A 15,128-nucleotide genomic window follows, 5' to 3' on the forward strand; every position below is an offset into this window, starting at 1 on the left:
CAAGGTCATTTTTCTCCGAGCGTAACGGACATTTCGTGTGGATTTAGGAACCCCGCCCCAGCCTTTTCTTACGCCTAGGCTGGGGTTCCATTCGTAGTCGATGTGGGCGTCGTATGTGGCTGGTCGCCGTTTGGGTGGCCGCGCCGTTTGAGTTCTTCTTTCGCCCAGGTAGCGCGTGGTGCTTTTCTCCTTGGCGTTCGAAGTCTTGTTACTTGGCTAACTCCAGTGGCGCTACAGGTTCTTCGGTGTGGGTATCGAGCCACCAGTCTGAAGGGTCCCAAGTTTTGTCCGTCATGGATAAGCTTTCAAGTCATGCCCGGAGACAACAGGTCCATATAGCTCCCGCAGAGAAAACCAACCCCGACTAACCCACCCACGAGGTTGGCAACCTATATAGGATCCCCAGCGCAGCCGGCCAGTCGGACCCGATGAAACAAGAGGCCACCCCTCCCCTATTTGGGGGAACACGAGGCAACATCAAACCGCCTGACGGTTGCACGGCCCTTTTCGATGCCTCATAATTCACTGCAAGGTGAATGGGAATTACCCCAGTTCACCCCACACATCATCATCTCTCACCTGCAAAGGATACTCATGAAGTTCTCTCTTCGGAAATCTACTATCGCAGCAATAGTGGCTACAATAACCTGCCTGTCCCCCACCGTAGCAAATGCTCAAACCCAAGCATTTCACGACTCTGTGGTGGGCGTGTCAGAAACAGGCGAGGAGCTATTCCTGCCAATTGCAACTGATAACGATGACCTCAACTCTGGCACGGAGGCAGTTGGACTTTCCGGATTTCCAAACACGGCGACCTCCCAAGACCGCGAAACCACGGTAGGGACTTACTCGATTATCGGTACCGATGATCGGCAAAAGGCATCTCCCAACCCGGCTATCGTCCAGATCCAGCGAGACGGCTTTAACCATTGTACTGGCTGGATGATTTCACCAGATACTCTCATTACGGCTGCCCACTGCCTTTACGAAAAAGATAAGCAGCGATGGACTCCAAAGCTCATTTTCCGTCCATCAGATTGGAGCCAGTGGTCTTATACCTTTGCGTCCCAAAAGTGGGTATCCGCCAAATACCCCACTACCGGGTCCGCCGATCACGACTGGGGAGTTGTAAAGTTTGCAAAGCCGATTTCTTCCAGCTGGTTTGGAATTAAACCGAGCGATACTTCTTCCGCTTTCTCCGGGCAAAAAGCAACTGTCACCGGATTTCCAGGAGAAAAAGGCGAGGGCCTGATTCGCGACTACGGACAACTGTGGACAATGAGCGGAATCCTTCAACCAGGAACCCAAACTCGACTCTGCTATAACTTGGACACCACGGGCGGACAAAGCGGCTCGCCAGTCTATACCACAGACAACGCTGCCATCGGCATTCACACGCATGGCATCAGCGATCTCGGCTGCCCTGAAAACAGTGCCCTACGTATCAGCCCAAGCATGCTAAATACCTTCAATGACATTAAGGAGATCCAAAACAATGCAACCACAGATCCCGGTTCCAGCTCAGGTTCAAGCTCTCATTAATAACCCCAGTAACCTTCTCGGACTCATTGGTACCGTTCTGGGCATTATTTCCCTAGTTGTTGCAATCAGTGTCGGCCAAGGCCTCCCCAACGATGGGCAGTCCAAGCCTAATGCAGGAGAATCAACGATTCGCGTTGTAACCTCCAGTGGTAACTCGGCAGGCGAATGTAAGCTTATTGGCCTTTCGCAGGAAAAGGTACACACGACTAATGCCAAAGGCGTGTACTTCTACGCGTTGGAACCTGGTTCGCATACCATCAACGCATCTTGTTCAGGGCTTTCCAGTCTTTCCTCCGCGCGAGCGCTCGAGGGTAGTCAGGAAGTAACCGTGAATGACGAGCCGGTGATGGTAAAGATTGTTGTTAAGTAGATTGGCCCTAACTTTCTTGGTTCTAAAGAGCTAAGAGAAACACGCGTGTGCCCCCAGGGAAACCTCCTGGGGGCACACGCTTTTCAATGAACCACACCTAATTCGAGAGGGAACCGTACTTTCGTACGCGCCCGTATGAGAAGCTGGCGCATTTAATGACAGCAGCAAAACATCATTTTCAAACAAATGAACGCTTTTAAACCTCTGCCCCAAGAGCGCCAAACGCTTATCTGCATGTGTTTACACGGGCAGTTGGCTGTAAACCTGTAAAGACCCCATCACCTTCAATGCACATCGCGATGATCTGTTTGAAGTTAGCCACAAGAACTAGCTTTTCCAAGTAGAAGTTGACGCAACGCCACCGAGTCGTGGCGCCTCCAACACCCCCATGTAGTACCGAGTACGCGCTAGACGCCGCCAACAGTGCAGCCGGACACCCGCCAGCATTACTGACGGAGCTTCCTGCCACTAACTCACTGACCCGCGACGCCGGAATACTCGCTAAGTTCGTCTCTGCTCAGCCAGGTCAAGCCCCTCATAAGAGAGGCTTTTCTCGCTCCGATTGCGGGTGGGGCAATTGAAACCTACGTCCGCTACCGCAATTCGGGGATTGCGCTCGTGAAACACGCAGCCAGCACACCCGACGGGTTCACAAACCTACACCGCGTCTAATTCGGCCACACCCCAAAGAAAAAGAGGTTGGTGGGCTATTCGGCGTGCGTGAAAACGGAATAGTCGGCGGGGCGGGCACCTGCTGCCATGGCGCGCTCGGCAGCCTTGAGGAAATCGGAAACAACCTTGCGGTCATCAAGGTTGCGTCCCGAAATGGACAGGCGCACGGTATTGCCGCGCTCGGCGGAGCGCTCCGCGGCGCGGATGATGTTGCGGCGCCACCACTTCGCAGAACCAAAACCCTCACCAAAGGACAGGTTGCGGGCTTGGTGGAGCTCGCCAGAGCGCAAATCATGGATACCTCGGGTAGAGGCGGCGAAGTCGAAGTCAAACTCGGGAAGGACAGTGAGCGTGCCTTCCGACATGCGCCAGCGCGGCGGCGCAAAGATAGTGGGTTCGAAACCGATCTTTGCCATCTGCCGCGTCGCCCCCTTCAGGCGCAGACGTGCCTCGTGCGCATCCAAGTTCGCGAACTCCGCGCGGCGGCCCTGAACTGCTTGGTCGAAGCCGTTGAGAATGAGCACGCGGCCGCCCTCCGCTTGATCACGCAACCACGATCGCGTCGACTCATCCTTAGCTAGGTGCCAATTGCCATCGATGTGTGGCGCTACGAGCAAGGACACCGGGATATCCGCTTTATCGAACTGCTCCAGCAGGTCAGCGGCCTGCCTTCGGGTGTCGTCGAAGATACTGGAAATCGAAACCAAAAGGTGGCCATGCATAAGGAAAATTATCGCATAGCCACCGCGCCGCCGCGCGCCGAGCGGGGGTGATGCTTAAGCCTCCGCCCCCGTAGCTTGGTTAATCAGCCACGCATACTCGAATGCTGCTTGCCGCCACTTGGCATAGCGGCCAGACACACCACCATGGCCGGCGGCCATCTCCGTCTTGAGGAGGAACTCGCCGCCGGTGGCGACGTCGCGAAGCTTGGCTACCCACTTCGCCGGCTCCACATAGAGCACGCGGGTGTCATTGAGCGAGGTCAACGCCAGGATATTGGGATACTCCTGCGGCGCAATATTTTCATACGGCGAGTAGGAGGCCATGTAGTCGTAGACCTCCGGGTCATGGTACGGGTCGCCCCATTCTTCCCACTCCACCACCGTGAGCGGCAACTCCGGCATCAGAATAGACGTCAACGGATCCACGAACGGCACGTTCGCCTCGATGGCCTTGAACCTATCCGGTGCCATGTTGGCCACCGCGCCCATGAGCAGGCCACCGGCGGAACCGCCCTCCGCTACCAAGGTGTCAGGCGTGGTCACCCGGCGCGCGATGAGGTCATCGGCCACCGCGATGAAGTCCGTAAACGTATTCTTCTTCGCCAGCATTTTGCCGTCGTCGTACCAGTTGCGGCCCATCTCACCACCACCGCGCACGTGCGCCATGGCAAAGATCATGCCGCGGTCCATGAGAGACAAACGGAAGACCGAGAAATACGGGTCCATGTTCGCCTCATAGGAGCCGTAGCCATACAGCAGCGTCGGGTTCGGCTGCGTGCGGTCGAGGTCCGCGCGGTGCACGATGGACACCGGCACCTTCGTCCCGTCAGGTGCTTCAGACCAGACGCGGTAAGCCACGTACTCATCCTTGTCATAGCCGCCAGGGACTTCCTGTTCCTTCAGCAGCGTGTACTCGCCGGTCGCCACGCGGTAATCAAAGAGCTGGGCCGGCTGGATGAAGGAGGTATAGCTCACGCGCAGCACCGGCGCGTCCCACTCGGGGTTACCGGCCACGCCGACGGTGTAGAGCTCCTCGTTGAAGTGAAGCTCGTCGAAGCGCGCCCACCCTTGGCGCACATCCATCACCGCTGCACGGCCGATCCCGCCGCGGCGATAGCCCACGATAATCTGGTCGCGGTAACAATCCACGCCCTCAATGCGCACTGTGTCATCGTGTGGCATGAGGACGGTGAGTTCGCGCAAGGCTGGAAGGTCATCGGAGACAGGACAGTAACCTAAGGCAAAGTTGGGGCCGGTGGCATTGTGCGTGACCACCCAATAATCGGTGCCGCCCACCACGGCGTGGTCGACGTCGTAGTCCACGCCGGTCTCGCGCGCCCACAGGCAGCGGAAATCGCCCTCCGGGTTGTCCTGCTCGAGCACCCACGCCTCATTCGTCGTCTTCGAGCCGGAGACAATCATGATGTACTTCTCGCTGCGTGTCGTGCCCACGCCGATGCCGAAGCGCGAATCCTCCTCGCGCATGACCACGACGTCCTCCGACTGTGGGGTGCCAACGCGGTGGCGCCACACGGTGTCCGGCCGCCACGCGTCATCCACGGTGGTGTAGAAGATGAATTCCTCCCCGACCCACGTCGCACCATAGAAGATGCCTTCCAGACGATCCTCCAACAGCTCGCCTGAACGCAGGTCCTTGATGAAAAGCTCAAAGCGCTCATCGCCGGCCACGTCGACCGAATAGGCCAGCAAATCACCGGAATCGCTCACCGAAGAAGCACCCAGGGCGAAGAAGTCGTGGCCTTCGGCGAGCGCGTTGACGTCGAGAAGCACCTGCTCCCCTTCCGGCGCCCCCGTCTCCGGGATGGTCGGCGGGGTCCACGGATCGGAGCCTTCCGAGACCGGGATGCGGCAGCTATAGCCGTACTCCTTACCTTCCTCGGTACGGCCGTAGTACCAGTACTTGCCGCGGCGCTGGGGCACGGACATGTCCGTCTGCTTGATGCGGGACTTGACCTCGGAGAAGATATTCTCCGTCAAGGTCTCCAGGTGTGCGGTGCGCTCCTTGGTGTAGGCGTTTTCAGCCTCCAGATACTCGCGGGTTTCCGGCGCCTCCTTCGCGCGCAGCCACTCGTAGTTATCGACGAAGCTGCGGCCATGAAACTCACGCGTCACCGGGCGCTTAGCAGCAATCGGTGCGTTCATTCAGCCTCCTTAAAAGGTGGTTCCGGACAGGCGCTCAAAGGCCTCAACATAACGCGCGCGGGTAGCCTGGACAACGTCATCCGGCAGGCGCGGCGGCGTGGACTCCTTGTCCCAGCCGGAATTGGTGAGCCAATCGCGCACATACTGCTTATCAAAGGAAGGCTGGACTTTGCCTTCCTCATAGGTATCGGCCGGCCAGTAGCGCGAGGAGTCCGGTGTGAGGACTTCATCGGCCAAGACCAAAGTGCCGTGCTTATCGACGCCAAACTCGAACTTCGTATCCGCCAAAATAATGCCCTTCTCCTCCGCCAACGCGGCGGCCTTGGCATAAATGCGCAGGGTGGCATCGCGCAGCTCTTCGGCGCGCTCGCGGCCGAGCTTGTCCACGACGACATCGAAGGAGACGTTCTCATCGTGGTCGCCCTGCTCCGCCTTGGTGGCCGGGGTGAAGATGGGCTCGGGCAGGCGGGAAGCTTCGGTCAACCCCTCGGGCAGCTCGACGCCGCACACGCTGCCGGATGCCTGGTATTCCTTCAGCCCGGAGCCGGTGAGATAGCCGCGGGCGACACACTCGAAGGGCAGCATGTCAAGCTTCTGCACCACCATGGCGCGGCCAAGGACTTCCTCGGGGATGCGCTCGTCATCGAGCGGTCCGGCCAAGTGGTTGGGGAAGTCGATGGCGTCGAAGAAGAACTTCGACGTCGCCGTGAGCACGCGGCCCTTGTCGGGGATGGCCGGCTCGAGAGCGTGGTCATAGGCGGAAATGCGGTCGGAGACCACCATGAGCAGGGTGTTGTCATCGATTTCGTAGATATCGCGCACCTTGCCGGAGGCGATGTGGGCATAGGAAGAAAGTTCTGGACGCATGACATACATTCTAGACCCGTCTAGACTGCTTCAAGATACGTCCCAATCCCGAGGAGCTAAGCCCGTGCACTCTCGCCTGACCTCCCTTTTGACCTCCGCTGCGCTGGTGGGCGCCGCCCTGTCTGTGCCCGCTGCGCACGCAGCCGACATCTCCGTGCGCGAGTCCGCCCACGGACAGTGGCTGTGCACGATGTCGGCGTCGGCCACGGATCGCGCACTAGCCCGCGATGTCCGGGCGGGCTACATCAACACCATCCGCGCGACCTCGGAGAAGATTCAAGCGCAGTTCCCGAAGCTGGACTTCTCCGCGTACACCTCGCGCGATATCAGCAAGGCTCCGGGCTACGCGGCGACGGTGGCCGCGCTGGGCAAGGCCGGCTACACGGGCGCGGATATGGTCATCATCATGGTCGGCGCGTCCGCCCCGGAGGACCTGGTGGAGGATGAATCGGTGCTGTTGCCGGGGGATGCCGAATACTCCATCAATGCGGCGAAGTCCCGGACTGAGAAGGGACCGGCACCGTTGTTGTCGACGGGTAGCGATTTCAGCCCTAAGCTGCGCGCCGCTCTGGCAGAAAACCAGGCTCAAGAAAAGGAAGCCGTCGACGCCTTCAACGCCGCCCAATCGCAGTCTTTCGCGGAGTGTGTAGAGGAGCTGCGCGGGCGCGGCGCTCAGGAGGGCATCCAGCCGGTGCCCGAGCTGCCCATTCCGGGGCAGACGACGCAGCAGCAAACCTCGTCCACGGGAGCGGCGGTCCTCGGCGTCATGACGGTGCTCACCGTGCTGGTGATCGGCGGCTACCTTGCTACCAACGGCAAATCCCTCGGCGGCTTCGAGCTGCCGGTGCTGCGCATCCCCGGGATAGCCTAAGAGCTAGTGCAGGGTTGCCCGTGGCCGTGGGAGGAAGGTCATTTCGATCAAATAGGGGCCAGAAAATTGAAGTTCTGGGGCCTTATTTGATCGAAACGTACGTGGACCGGGCCAGCGCGGTACGTTTTCGAAAAATAGCGTCCCGAAAACTCGTCGTTGAGAGGGCTTGTCTGCGAAAACGTACCGCCAAGGGTGAAACTAGAGGATTTCGCCCGGGGTGTAGGCGGCGGCCTGCGGGTGCTGATCAGCAATCGCCTTGATGCGGCCCAGAATCTGGCTCACCTGCGATTCGGCGGCGCCGATGAAGGCGTGCTTGTCCGACAGCGCGGCCTCGAGGGCAGCGGCATCGAGCGGCAAGCGCTCGTCGGCAGCCAGGCGCTCAATGAGGTCCTGCTCCCCACCATTCTCACGCATGTTGAGCGCCACGGCGACGGCATTTTCCTTGATGACCTCGTGCGCAGTCTCACGGCCCACGCCCGCGCGCACCGCCGCCATGAGGATACGGGTGGTGGCGAGGAACGGCAGGTAGCGCTCCAGCTCGCGGTCAATCATGGCCGGGAAAGCACCGAACTCGTCGAGCACGGTGAGGAAGGTTTCAAACATGCCGTCTATAGCGAAGAAGGCGTCAGGCAGCGCCACGCGGCGTACCACCGAACAGAACACGTCGCCCTCGTTCCACTGCTGGCCGGACAGGTCCGCCACCATCGTCAGGTAACCGCGCAGGATGACCTGGAAGCCACCGACGCGCTCGCAGGAGCGGGCATTCATCTTGTGCGGCATCGCGGAGGAACCAACCTGGCCCTCCTTGAAGCCTTCAGTCACGGTTTCGTTGCCAGCCATGAGGCGAATGGTCGTTGCCAGCGAGGAAGGCCCAGCGCCCAGCTCCACCAGCGCGGAAACAGCATCAAAGTCGAGGGAGCGCGGGTAGACCTGGCCCACCGAGTTGAAGACGCGGGAGAATCCCAGGTGATCCGCAATGCGGGTCTCCAACGCGGCGAGCTTGTCTTCGGATCCGCCCATGAGGTCGAGCATGTCCTGCGAAGTGCCCATCGGGCCCTTGATGCCGCGCAGCGGATAGCGGCTCAGCAGCGATTCCACGCGCTCGATGCCCAGCAGGAGCTCGTCGGCAGCGGAGGCGAAACGCTTGCCCAGGGTCGTGGCCTGAGCGGCGACGTTGTGGGAACGGCCCGCCATCACCAGCGTTTGGTACTGCGCGGCACGCTCACCGATGCGCGAAACCACCGCGATGGCCTTATCGCGGGTTAGCTCCAAAGAACGCAGAATCTGCAGCTGCTCCACGTTCTCCGTCAGGTCACGCGAGGTCATGCCCTTGTGGATGTGCTCGCAGCCGGCTAGGGCGTTGAACTCCTCGATGCGCGCCTTGACGTCGTGGCGCGTAACGCGCTCACGCTCCGCGATGGAGGCGAGGTTGACGTTCTCAACCTGCGCCTCGTAAGCAGCGATAGCCGAGACAGGGATGTCGACGCCAAGATCCTTCTGCGCCGTCATCACCGCAATCCACAGCTGGCGCTCCAGGATGATCTTGTGTTCCGGGGACCAGATTTCAGCCATCTCTGGGGAGGCGTATCGAGCGGACAGGACGTTGGAAATGTTCTTCTTTTCAGCCACGTCGCTCATTATTCCACGCCGCACCCCAAAGGAGGCATTATCAGGGGATTAGATGCTAATCTGCCCCTTCTCCGCCGGCAGTGCAATGTCCGTGCGGAAGAAGCTGCCCTCCAGCTCGATGCCGCCGAGAACCTCGTAGGCGGCTGCGCGGGCATCAGCGAGGGTGGCACCGCGACCGAGAACGTTGAGGACGCGACCACCGTTGGAGACGTAGCCGCCCTCCCCCGTGGTGGTACCGGCGTGCAGAACCCGGGTGGGATCATCAAGATCCGGCGAGGCAATCGGATCGCCCTTGCGCGGCGAAGCCGGGTAGCCCTCGGCGGCCAGCACCACGGTGACGGCATAGCCGTCTTCCCACTCCAGCGGCGCCAGCTCCGCTAGCTGTCCGGTAGCGGTGGCATTCAGGACCTCTCCGAGCGGAGATTTCAGCAAAGCGAGCACCGCCTGCGTTTCCGGGTCACCGAAGCGGGCATTGAATTCCACCACGGCTGGGCCTTCCTTGCCCCACGCCAGGCCGGCGTACAGCAAGCCAGAGTACGGGGTGCCACGCTTGACCATTTCCTTAGCCACGGGGACGCAGACTTCGTCGACGATGCGCTGGACGCCGTCGGCAGGCAGCCACGGCAGCGGGGTGTAGGCGCCCATGCCGCCGGTGTTGGGGCCCTCATCGTTGTCGTAGGCGCGCTTGTGGTCCTGCGCTGGGAGCAGCGGGACGACGGTCTCGCCGTCCACCAAGCAGAACAGGGAGACCTCCGGGCCGTCGAGGAAGGACTCGAGCAGCACCGGGTTGCCCACGGCGTGAACCGCATCAACGTGCGCGCGGGCCGCGTCGCGGGACTCGGTCACCACGACGCCCTTGCCGCCGGCCAAGCCGTCGTCCTTAACCACGAAGTGCGGGCCGAAACGATCGAGGGCGGCCTCGATGTCCTCATCGCTGGTGCCGGGGGCGAGCTGCTCCGCGCGGGCGGTGCGCACGCCGGCGGCCGCCATCACGTCCTTAGCAAAGGCCTTGGAACCTTCGATCTGTGCCGCGCTTGCCGACGGCCCGAAGACCGCGATGCCGCGCTCACGCAGTGCATCCGCCACGCCTTTCACCAGCGGCACCTCCGGTCCAATGACGACGAGGTCCGCTGCGATGTCCACTGCCAGCTCCGTCATGCGTGCAGGATCGTCCACCTGGGAATACTCCGGGTGGACGGTGGCCTGCATCTTATGCGCCGGGGAACCGGGGGCAATGTGCAGATCGGTAACAGAAGGGTCAGCTTTCAGGCCGGTGAGCAGGGCGTGTTCGCGGCCGCCCGAGCCGATAACGAGAATGCGCATGCCGTCTATCTTAACTGGCGGTAGCCTAGGGGCCATGTCTTCCGTATTTACAAAGATCATCGAGGGCGAGCTGCCTGCTCGCTTTGTGTACCGCGACGAGAAGTGCGTGGCGTTTTTGTCCATCGAGCCGCTGCGTTATGGCCACACCTTGGTGGTGCCGGTCGAAGAGGTCGATAAGTGGACTGACCTCGATTCAGAAACCTGGGCACACCTCAACGAGATCGCTCTAGAGATCGGTGGCGCCATCAAGACGGCCTTCGACACCCCACGCACCGGCTACATCATCGCTGGCTTCGACGTTCCCCATACCCACATCCACCTCTTCCCCACCGAGAAGATGGAAGACTACGACTTCGCCAAGGCCTTCGCTGCCGACGCCACCGACCCCGCCGCCATGGACGAGGCCGCCGCGCGCATCCGCCAGCACCTCGGCACGGACGAGGATGGCCGCCGCGACAGCTAAGAGCTGACTGCTACCTTTCGGCAGCTAGGCACTAGCTGCCGCCTTGGGCAGGCAGATGGTGAAGACCGCTCCGCTGCCCAGCTCCGAATCCACGGAGATTGAACCGCCGTGCTGCTCGACGAGTGATTTCACGATGGCCAAGCCCAAACCCGAGCCACCCGTATCGCGGGTGCGCGAGGTGTCTGCACGGTAGAAGCGCTCAAAGATATGGGCCACGTCTTCGGGGGAGATGCCCTTGCCGTCATCGGCAACGTCGATAAGCACGTGCTCCTCGTCGTCGCGCAAGGTCAGCGTCACCGACGCCTCCTCGCCGCCGTGGCGGATACCGTTGGATACCAAATTGAGCAGCACTTGGTGCAGGCGGTCCGCGTCACCGTTGACCATTGGAATCCCGGAGGCCTCGTTGTTGACGTTGATGGTGCGGCCCGCAAAAGCCGCCCGCGCCGAGGAACCCACTGACAGCACAAGTTCCAGCATGTCAACCTCGCGCATGTCCAGGCGCGAGCCCTCCGCGCGCGTCAGGGCCAGCAGATCCTCCACGAGCAACGACATCCGCTTAGACTCGGCATCGATCTTGCTGAAGACAAACTCCGCATCCTGGGTAGCCCCCGAGCGGTACAGCTCCGTGTAGCCGCGCAGGCTGGTCAGCGGCGTGCGCAGCTCGTGGGAGGCATCGCCGACGAAGCGGCGCATTTGCTGTTCTTTTTCCTGCGCATCGACGACGGAATTCTGCAGCTGCCCCAGCATGACGTTGAGCGCTGCAGCAAGCTGCCCCACTTCAGTGTGCAACGGCCACTCCGGCACGCGCTTGTCCAGGTTGCCCGCCGCGATTTGGGAAGCCGTTTTCTCGACCACGCGCAGCGGCCGCAGCGCCCGGTGGATCAGCCACATGCCCACCACCGCGATGATCAGCATGACCAAGGCCGCGATGATCACCTGGACAATCGCCAACCCTTTCAGGATGGAGTTTTCCGTCGTCATGTCTTTGGCGACGACCACCACGGAACCATCCCGTTGGAGTTTGGCCACGGCCCGCCATTCGGTCTCGCCCTGAATCGAGCGCACGGTGGTGGGTTCCCCGCCGACGATCACGTTGCGTGCATCGGGCAACGCCGCGATGGGCCGCGTGGTCACCACGGAGCCATCGGGATAGTACGCCAGCGCCACATAGTCCGTCGGGGGTCGGCGGCTTCCGTCCTGCGGCATATAAAAGGACTCGTCGAGGTTGCTGGCCCAGGAGCTGTGGGCGTCGTTAAGCTCGGTGTCCACTCGGGTGTAGAGCACGTTGCGCATGATCGACGACACCGCCAGGGAGGACATGGCCAGGCCAAGCCCCGATACCAGCACCATGAGGACAAGTAGCCACGTGCGCAGGGGCAGCGCTTTGGGGCGCTGCATACGCCGGCGCGGGGCTTTATCCCGCACCAGCGTCACCCCGGATTGTGGGGCCTGAATATTCGCGGTGGGTTCGCTCATAGTGGATGAGCCTACGAGCGCGGCATGCGCAGCACGTAACCGACACCGCGGACGGTGTGAATAAGCGGGGTATCGCCGGTATCAATTTTGCGGCGTAGGTAGGAAATGTAGGACTCGACCACGTTGCCGTCACCACCAAAGTCGTAGTGCCAGACATTATCCAGAATCTTGGACTTGGACAGCACCACCTCGCGGTTCTGCATGAGGTAGCGCAGCAGGTTGAACTCGGTGGGCGAAAGCTCCACGATCTCCCCCGCCTTGGTGACCTCATGGGTGTCATCGTTGAGAGTGAGGTCGGCATAGGTCATGGTGGCGTCGCCGTCTTGGTCATCCACCGCGTTACCGCGGCGCAGAATCACGCGCAAGCGGGTGATGACCTCTTCCAGGCTGAAGGGCTTGGTGACGTAATCATCCGCGCCAATGGTCAGGCCGTGGATGCGCTGGTCCACGCTGTCCTTGGCGGTCAGGTAGAGCACGGGGCCGTCGAGGCCCTCTGCGCGTAGCTTGCCCAGCAGCTCAAAGCCGTCCATGCCCGGCATCATGACGTCCATGATGTAAGCGTCTGGATTGATCTCACGCGCGATGCGCAGGGCCTCGTTGCCGGAGTTGGCGCTGTGTACGTCGAAACCTTGAAACTTTAGGGAGACGGTGAGCAACTCAACGATATTGGGCTCGTCATCGACGACAAGTACCTTGACGTCCTTCGAATCATCCATGGTCCCGCTTTGGTCCTTTCTCCGCTTCTCCTGACGCCTGGTGGCGCCAGGGATATCTCATTCAAGGTGAGAAGTATTGCACTCTGGCTTCCAAGGGTACTGAGCGGAGTCTGTACGTGCGCTGTGAACCGACTAGTCCCAGGCGAGATTGTCCAGATCCACCCCTTCCGCCTGGGCTTGCGCCTCAATCAGCTGGCGCAAATAGTCGGCGTTACCGCGGTAAGTCTCGTTAAACCGCGGGTCCTCGCAGTACATGCGCGCCAGGATCACCTGCTTGGACCTCGACACCGGGTACCACTGGGCGATGAGGGCGCGGTGCTTGTCGACGATCTCCTTCGCCTCCTCGCCGCCCGGTTCAAGTCCTGCGTCCGCGGCCTCCTCTAGCTCGGCCGCAAAGTTCTCATGGTCCACTGAGAATTCCTCCCAGTCCTTCTTTCCCATCGAATCTGCGACGGCCGCACTGGCCGCCCATTCTTTGCTGTCTCCCCACTTCTCGTGGGCTTCTTCCTGCAGTTGGGGCCATGCGTCACCCAGGTTCCGCACTTTTTGGCTGGGGCTTAGGTTCTTATCCATTTCGGTCTCCTCAATTAGTCTTTCCACTGCGTACAACATGGCGTCGACGTTGGCTCGCCGCTTCTGCAAGGCCTCGTGTTGGGCGCGGAGGCGGGGCAGGGTGGCGGACGAGGGGGCATCGAGAAGCACTGCGATGTCCTTCAGCTCAATCCCGACGCTGCGATAAATCAGGATGTCCATCCCGCGTTGCACATCGTCTTCGGTGTAGAGGCGGTGATCGCCCCCGGTGCGCCACTGGGGGCTAAGCAGGCCGATGTCATCCCAGTGCCGCAGGGTGCGGGTGGTGACTTTCAAAATTCCGGCCACATCGCCGATGCTGTAGTCGTTACGCATGTCGTTGAGCCTAAAAGTTCACGTCACGTTAAGTGCAACTCCATCCACTCGGCAGGTGTTTTTGCCTACGATAATGAAGCATGACGCAAGCCTCGAAGCGCACTGACCGCCTCACCGTGGCTGCTTGGGCCCTGTGGGACTGGGGTTCGGCCGCCTTCAACGCGGTGCTCGTGACGTTTATTTTCTCGGTCTATCTCACCGATTCGGTGGGCCAGCAGATTGACTCGCAGTTCACCCCGGCGCAGTGGCTGTCGTGGTCCATGACGGTGGCGGGCCTGGTGATCTTTGCGGTGACCCCCGTGATGGGGCAGCGCTCTGACCGGTTGGGCACGCGGCGTCGCGCGCTGGGCTTCTGGTCGCTGCTGACCTTCCTGGTCATGGCCAGCCTGTTCTTCATCCGCAATGATGCGCCCGCGTATTTCTGGCTCGGCCTCATCGGCCTAGCGGTAGGTTCGGTGACCATCCAATTCGCGGAGGTCAACTACTTTGCCCAACTCAACCAGGTGGCCACCGAGGACAGAGTGGGCCGCGTATCCGGCCTGGGCTGGTCGGCAGGCTATTTCGGCGGCATCGTACTGCTGCTCATCTGCTACTTCGGCTTCGTCTCCGGCGAGGGCGGCGGACTGGGGCTGTCCACGGAGGGTGGCTGGAATGTTCGGCTCGTGGCACTGCTTTCGGCGGCGTGGTTTGGGCTGTCTGCCATCCCCGTGTTGCTGCGCGTGCCGGAGATTGCACCGTCGGGTGAAAGAACGGGCGGCCTCGCGGCCTCTTACCGGGAGCTATGGCGCACGGTGCACACGCTGTGGCGGGAGGACCGCAACGCCTTTGCCTTCCTCTTCGCTTCTGCCATCTTCCGCGATGGCCTGTCCGCGGTGTTTAGCTTCGGCGCCGTGCTGGGCGTATCCGTCTATGGGCTTTCGCCTGGCGACGTCCTCATCTTCGGTGTTGCCGCCAACGTTGCCGCCGCGCTGGGCGCGGTAGCGGGCGGGCTTATCGACGACCACGTGGGGCCCAAAGCCATCATCCTCACCTGCCTGGCCATCTTGACGCTCATGGCCGGGATCATGTTTGTGGCGCAGGGGCCGACGGCCTTCTGGATCTGCGGGCTCATCCTGTGTCTCTGCGTCGGACCGGCCCAGGCCTCCGCCCGCGGCTTCTTGGCGCGTGTGGCCCCGCCGGGGCGCGAAGGCGAGATGTTTGGCCTCTACGCCACGACCGGCCGAGCCGTGGCGTGGTTGACGCCCTTCCTCTTTGGCGTCTTCGTTTCCCTCCTCGGGCAGGGAGATCGGGGAGGCGTGCTCGCCATCGGGCTAGTCTTGCTCGTTGGCGCGCTGGTCCTCATCCCAGTCAAAGACCCCGCGAAGGCATAACGCTTTCGCGGGGTGGAACCGCAGGGTGTGGGTCCCTT

At 61.3% G+C, this 15,128-nt stretch carries 13 protein-coding genes and 1 pseudogene; 5 read left to right on the top strand and 9 right to left on the bottom strand.

The window, feature by feature from the left end:
- Positions 1–51: 51 nt before the first annotated feature.
- A pseudogene (locus HMPREF2807_RS13720) lies at positions 52–268 on the bottom strand (IS256 family transposase); the annotation flags it as partial.
- 326 nt (positions 269–594) lie between these two features.
- Here HMPREF2807_RS13720 and HMPREF2807_RS13485 point away from each other — a divergent pair.
- The gene (locus HMPREF2807_RS13485; protein WP_158010531.1) at positions 595–1,542 is read left to right on the top strand and encodes a trypsin-like serine peptidase; all 948 of its coding nucleotides are present in this window, start codon (positions 595–597) and stop codon (positions 1,540–1,542) included.
- On the top strand, positions 1,496–1,912 hold the full coding sequence (locus HMPREF2807_RS13895; protein ID WP_049154756.1) for a hypothetical protein: 417 nt from the start codon (positions 1,496–1,498) through the stop codon (positions 1,910–1,912). Before HMPREF2807_RS13485 ends, HMPREF2807_RS13895 begins: the two co-directional genes overlap by 47 nt.
- 707 nt (positions 1,913–2,619) lie before the next feature.
- Here the strand turns inward: HMPREF2807_RS13895 and HMPREF2807_RS05580 are convergent.
- The 3 genes from HMPREF2807_RS05580 to HMPREF2807_RS13725 are packed head-to-tail and all read right to left on the bottom strand — an operon-like array spanning position 2,620 to position 6,336.
- Positions 2,620–3,306 (bottom strand): DUF2334 domain-containing protein, encoded by a 687-nt coding sequence (locus HMPREF2807_RS05580; protein ID WP_049154755.1) that lies wholly within the window; start codon positions 3,304–3,306, stop codon positions 2,620–2,622.
- Positions 3,307–3,360: 54 nt separating this feature from the next.
- Entirely contained in the window at positions 3,361–5,469 is a 2,109-nt protein-coding gene (locus HMPREF2807_RS05585; protein WP_070511044.1) for a S9 family peptidase, read from the bottom strand.
- A 9-nt stretch (positions 5,470–5,478) separates the two neighbouring features.
- Positions 5,479–6,336 (bottom strand): phosphoribosylaminoimidazolesuccinocarboxamide synthase, encoded by an 858-nt coding sequence (locus HMPREF2807_RS13725; protein WP_070511199.1) that lies wholly within the window; start codon positions 6,334–6,336, stop codon positions 5,479–5,481.
- A 64-nt stretch (positions 6,337–6,400) separates the two neighbouring features.
- On the opposite strand from HMPREF2807_RS13725, the gene HMPREF2807_RS05595 reads away from it, so the two are divergent.
- On the top strand, positions 6,401–7,207 hold the full coding sequence (locus HMPREF2807_RS05595; RefSeq protein ID WP_070511046.1) for a serine/threonine protein kinase: 807 nt from the start codon (positions 6,401–6,403) through the stop codon (positions 7,205–7,207).
- Positions 7,208–7,405: 198 nt separating this feature from the next.
- On the opposite strand, the gene purB is transcribed toward HMPREF2807_RS05595, so the two are convergent.
- Together purB and purD are read right to left on the bottom strand one after the other, a co-directional pair.
- The gene (gene purB, locus HMPREF2807_RS05600) at positions 7,406–8,845 is read right to left on the bottom strand and encodes an adenylosuccinate lyase (protein WP_070511048.1); all 1,440 of its coding nucleotides are present in this window, start codon (positions 8,843–8,845) and stop codon (positions 7,406–7,408) included.
- Between the two features lie 39 nt (positions 8,846–8,884).
- On the bottom strand, positions 8,885–10,159 hold the full coding sequence (purD, locus tag HMPREF2807_RS05605; protein ID WP_070511050.1) for a phosphoribosylamine--glycine ligase: 1,275 nt from the start codon (positions 10,157–10,159) through the stop codon (positions 8,885–8,887).
- 34 nt (positions 10,160–10,193) lie between these two features.
- Here purD and HMPREF2807_RS05610 point away from each other — a divergent pair, with 34 nt between their 5' ends.
- A complete protein-coding gene (locus HMPREF2807_RS05610; RefSeq protein ID WP_046649286.1) occupies positions 10,194–10,622 on the top strand; it encodes an HIT family protein in 429 nt (142 codons plus the stop codon).
- A gap of 24 nt (positions 10,623–10,646) precedes the next feature.
- On the opposite strand, the gene HMPREF2807_RS05615 is transcribed toward HMPREF2807_RS05610, so the two are convergent.
- From HMPREF2807_RS05615 to HMPREF2807_RS05625, 3 genes are all read right to left on the bottom strand, one after another.
- Positions 10,647–12,098, bottom strand: coding sequence for a sensor histidine kinase (locus HMPREF2807_RS05615; RefSeq protein ID WP_070511053.1), 1,452 nt, complete (start codon positions 12,096–12,098; stop codon positions 10,647–10,649).
- A gap of 11 nt (positions 12,099–12,109) precedes the next feature.
- Positions 12,110–12,814, bottom strand: coding sequence for a response regulator transcription factor (locus HMPREF2807_RS05620; protein ID WP_046649284.1), 705 nt, complete (start codon positions 12,812–12,814; stop codon positions 12,110–12,112).
- A gap of 132 nt (positions 12,815–12,946) precedes the next feature.
- A complete protein-coding gene (locus HMPREF2807_RS05625; protein WP_070511055.1) occupies positions 12,947–13,720 on the bottom strand; it encodes a MerR family transcriptional regulator in 774 nt (257 codons plus the stop codon).
- 80 nt (positions 13,721–13,800) lie between these two features.
- Between HMPREF2807_RS05625 and HMPREF2807_RS05630 the strand changes: the two genes are divergently transcribed.
- On the top strand, positions 13,801–15,090 hold the full coding sequence (locus tag HMPREF2807_RS05630; RefSeq protein WP_070511057.1) for an MFS transporter: 1,290 nt from the start codon (positions 13,801–13,803) through the stop codon (positions 15,088–15,090).
- Positions 15,091–15,128 lie beyond the last annotated feature (38 nt).

The organism is Corynebacterium sp. HMSC074A09 (assembly GCF_001811545.1).
GTDB lineage: Bacteria > Actinomycetota > Actinomycetes > Mycobacteriales > Mycobacteriaceae > Corynebacterium > Corynebacterium hiratae.

Coding starts and splice junctions, on each gene's coding strand:
- HMPREF2807_RS13485 (WP_158010531.1), top strand. CDS start 595: ATGAAGTTCTCTCTTCGGAAATCTACTATCGCAGCAATAGTGGCTACA.
- HMPREF2807_RS13895 (WP_049154756.1), top strand. CDS start 1,496: ATGCAACCACAGATCCCGGTTCCAGCTCAGGTTCAAGCTCTCATTAAT.
- HMPREF2807_RS05580 (WP_049154755.1), bottom strand. CDS start 3,306: ATGCATGGCCACCTTTTGGTTTCGATTTCCAGTATCTTCGACGACACC.
- HMPREF2807_RS05585 (WP_070511044.1), bottom strand. CDS start 5,469: ATGAACGCACCGATTGCTGCTAAGCGCCCGGTGACGCGTGAGTTTCAT.
- HMPREF2807_RS13725 (WP_070511199.1), bottom strand. CDS start 6,336: ATGCGTCCAGAACTTTCTTCCTATGCCCACATCGCCTCCGGCAAGGTG.
- purB (WP_070511048.1), bottom strand. CDS start 8,845: ATGAGCGACGTGGCTGAAAAGAAGAACATTTCCAACGTCCTGTCCGCT.
- purD (WP_070511050.1), bottom strand. CDS start 10,159: ATGCGCATTCTCGTTATCGGCTCGGGCGGCCGCGAACACGCCCTGCTC.
- HMPREF2807_RS05610 (WP_046649286.1), top strand. CDS start 10,194: ATGTCTTCCGTATTTACAAAGATCATCGAGGGCGAGCTGCCTGCTCGC.
- HMPREF2807_RS05615 (WP_070511053.1), bottom strand. CDS start 12,098: ATGAGCGAACCCACCGCGAATATTCAGGCCCCACAATCCGGGGTGACG.
- HMPREF2807_RS05620 (WP_046649284.1), bottom strand. CDS start 12,814: ATGGATGATTCGAAGGACGTCAAGGTACTTGTCGTCGATGACGAGCCC.
- HMPREF2807_RS05625 (WP_070511055.1), bottom strand. CDS start 13,720: ATGCGTAACGACTACAGCATCGGCGATGTGGCCGGAATTTTGAAAGTC.
- HMPREF2807_RS05630 (WP_070511057.1), top strand. CDS start 13,801: ATGACGCAAGCCTCGAAGCGCACTGACCGCCTCACCGTGGCTGCTTGG.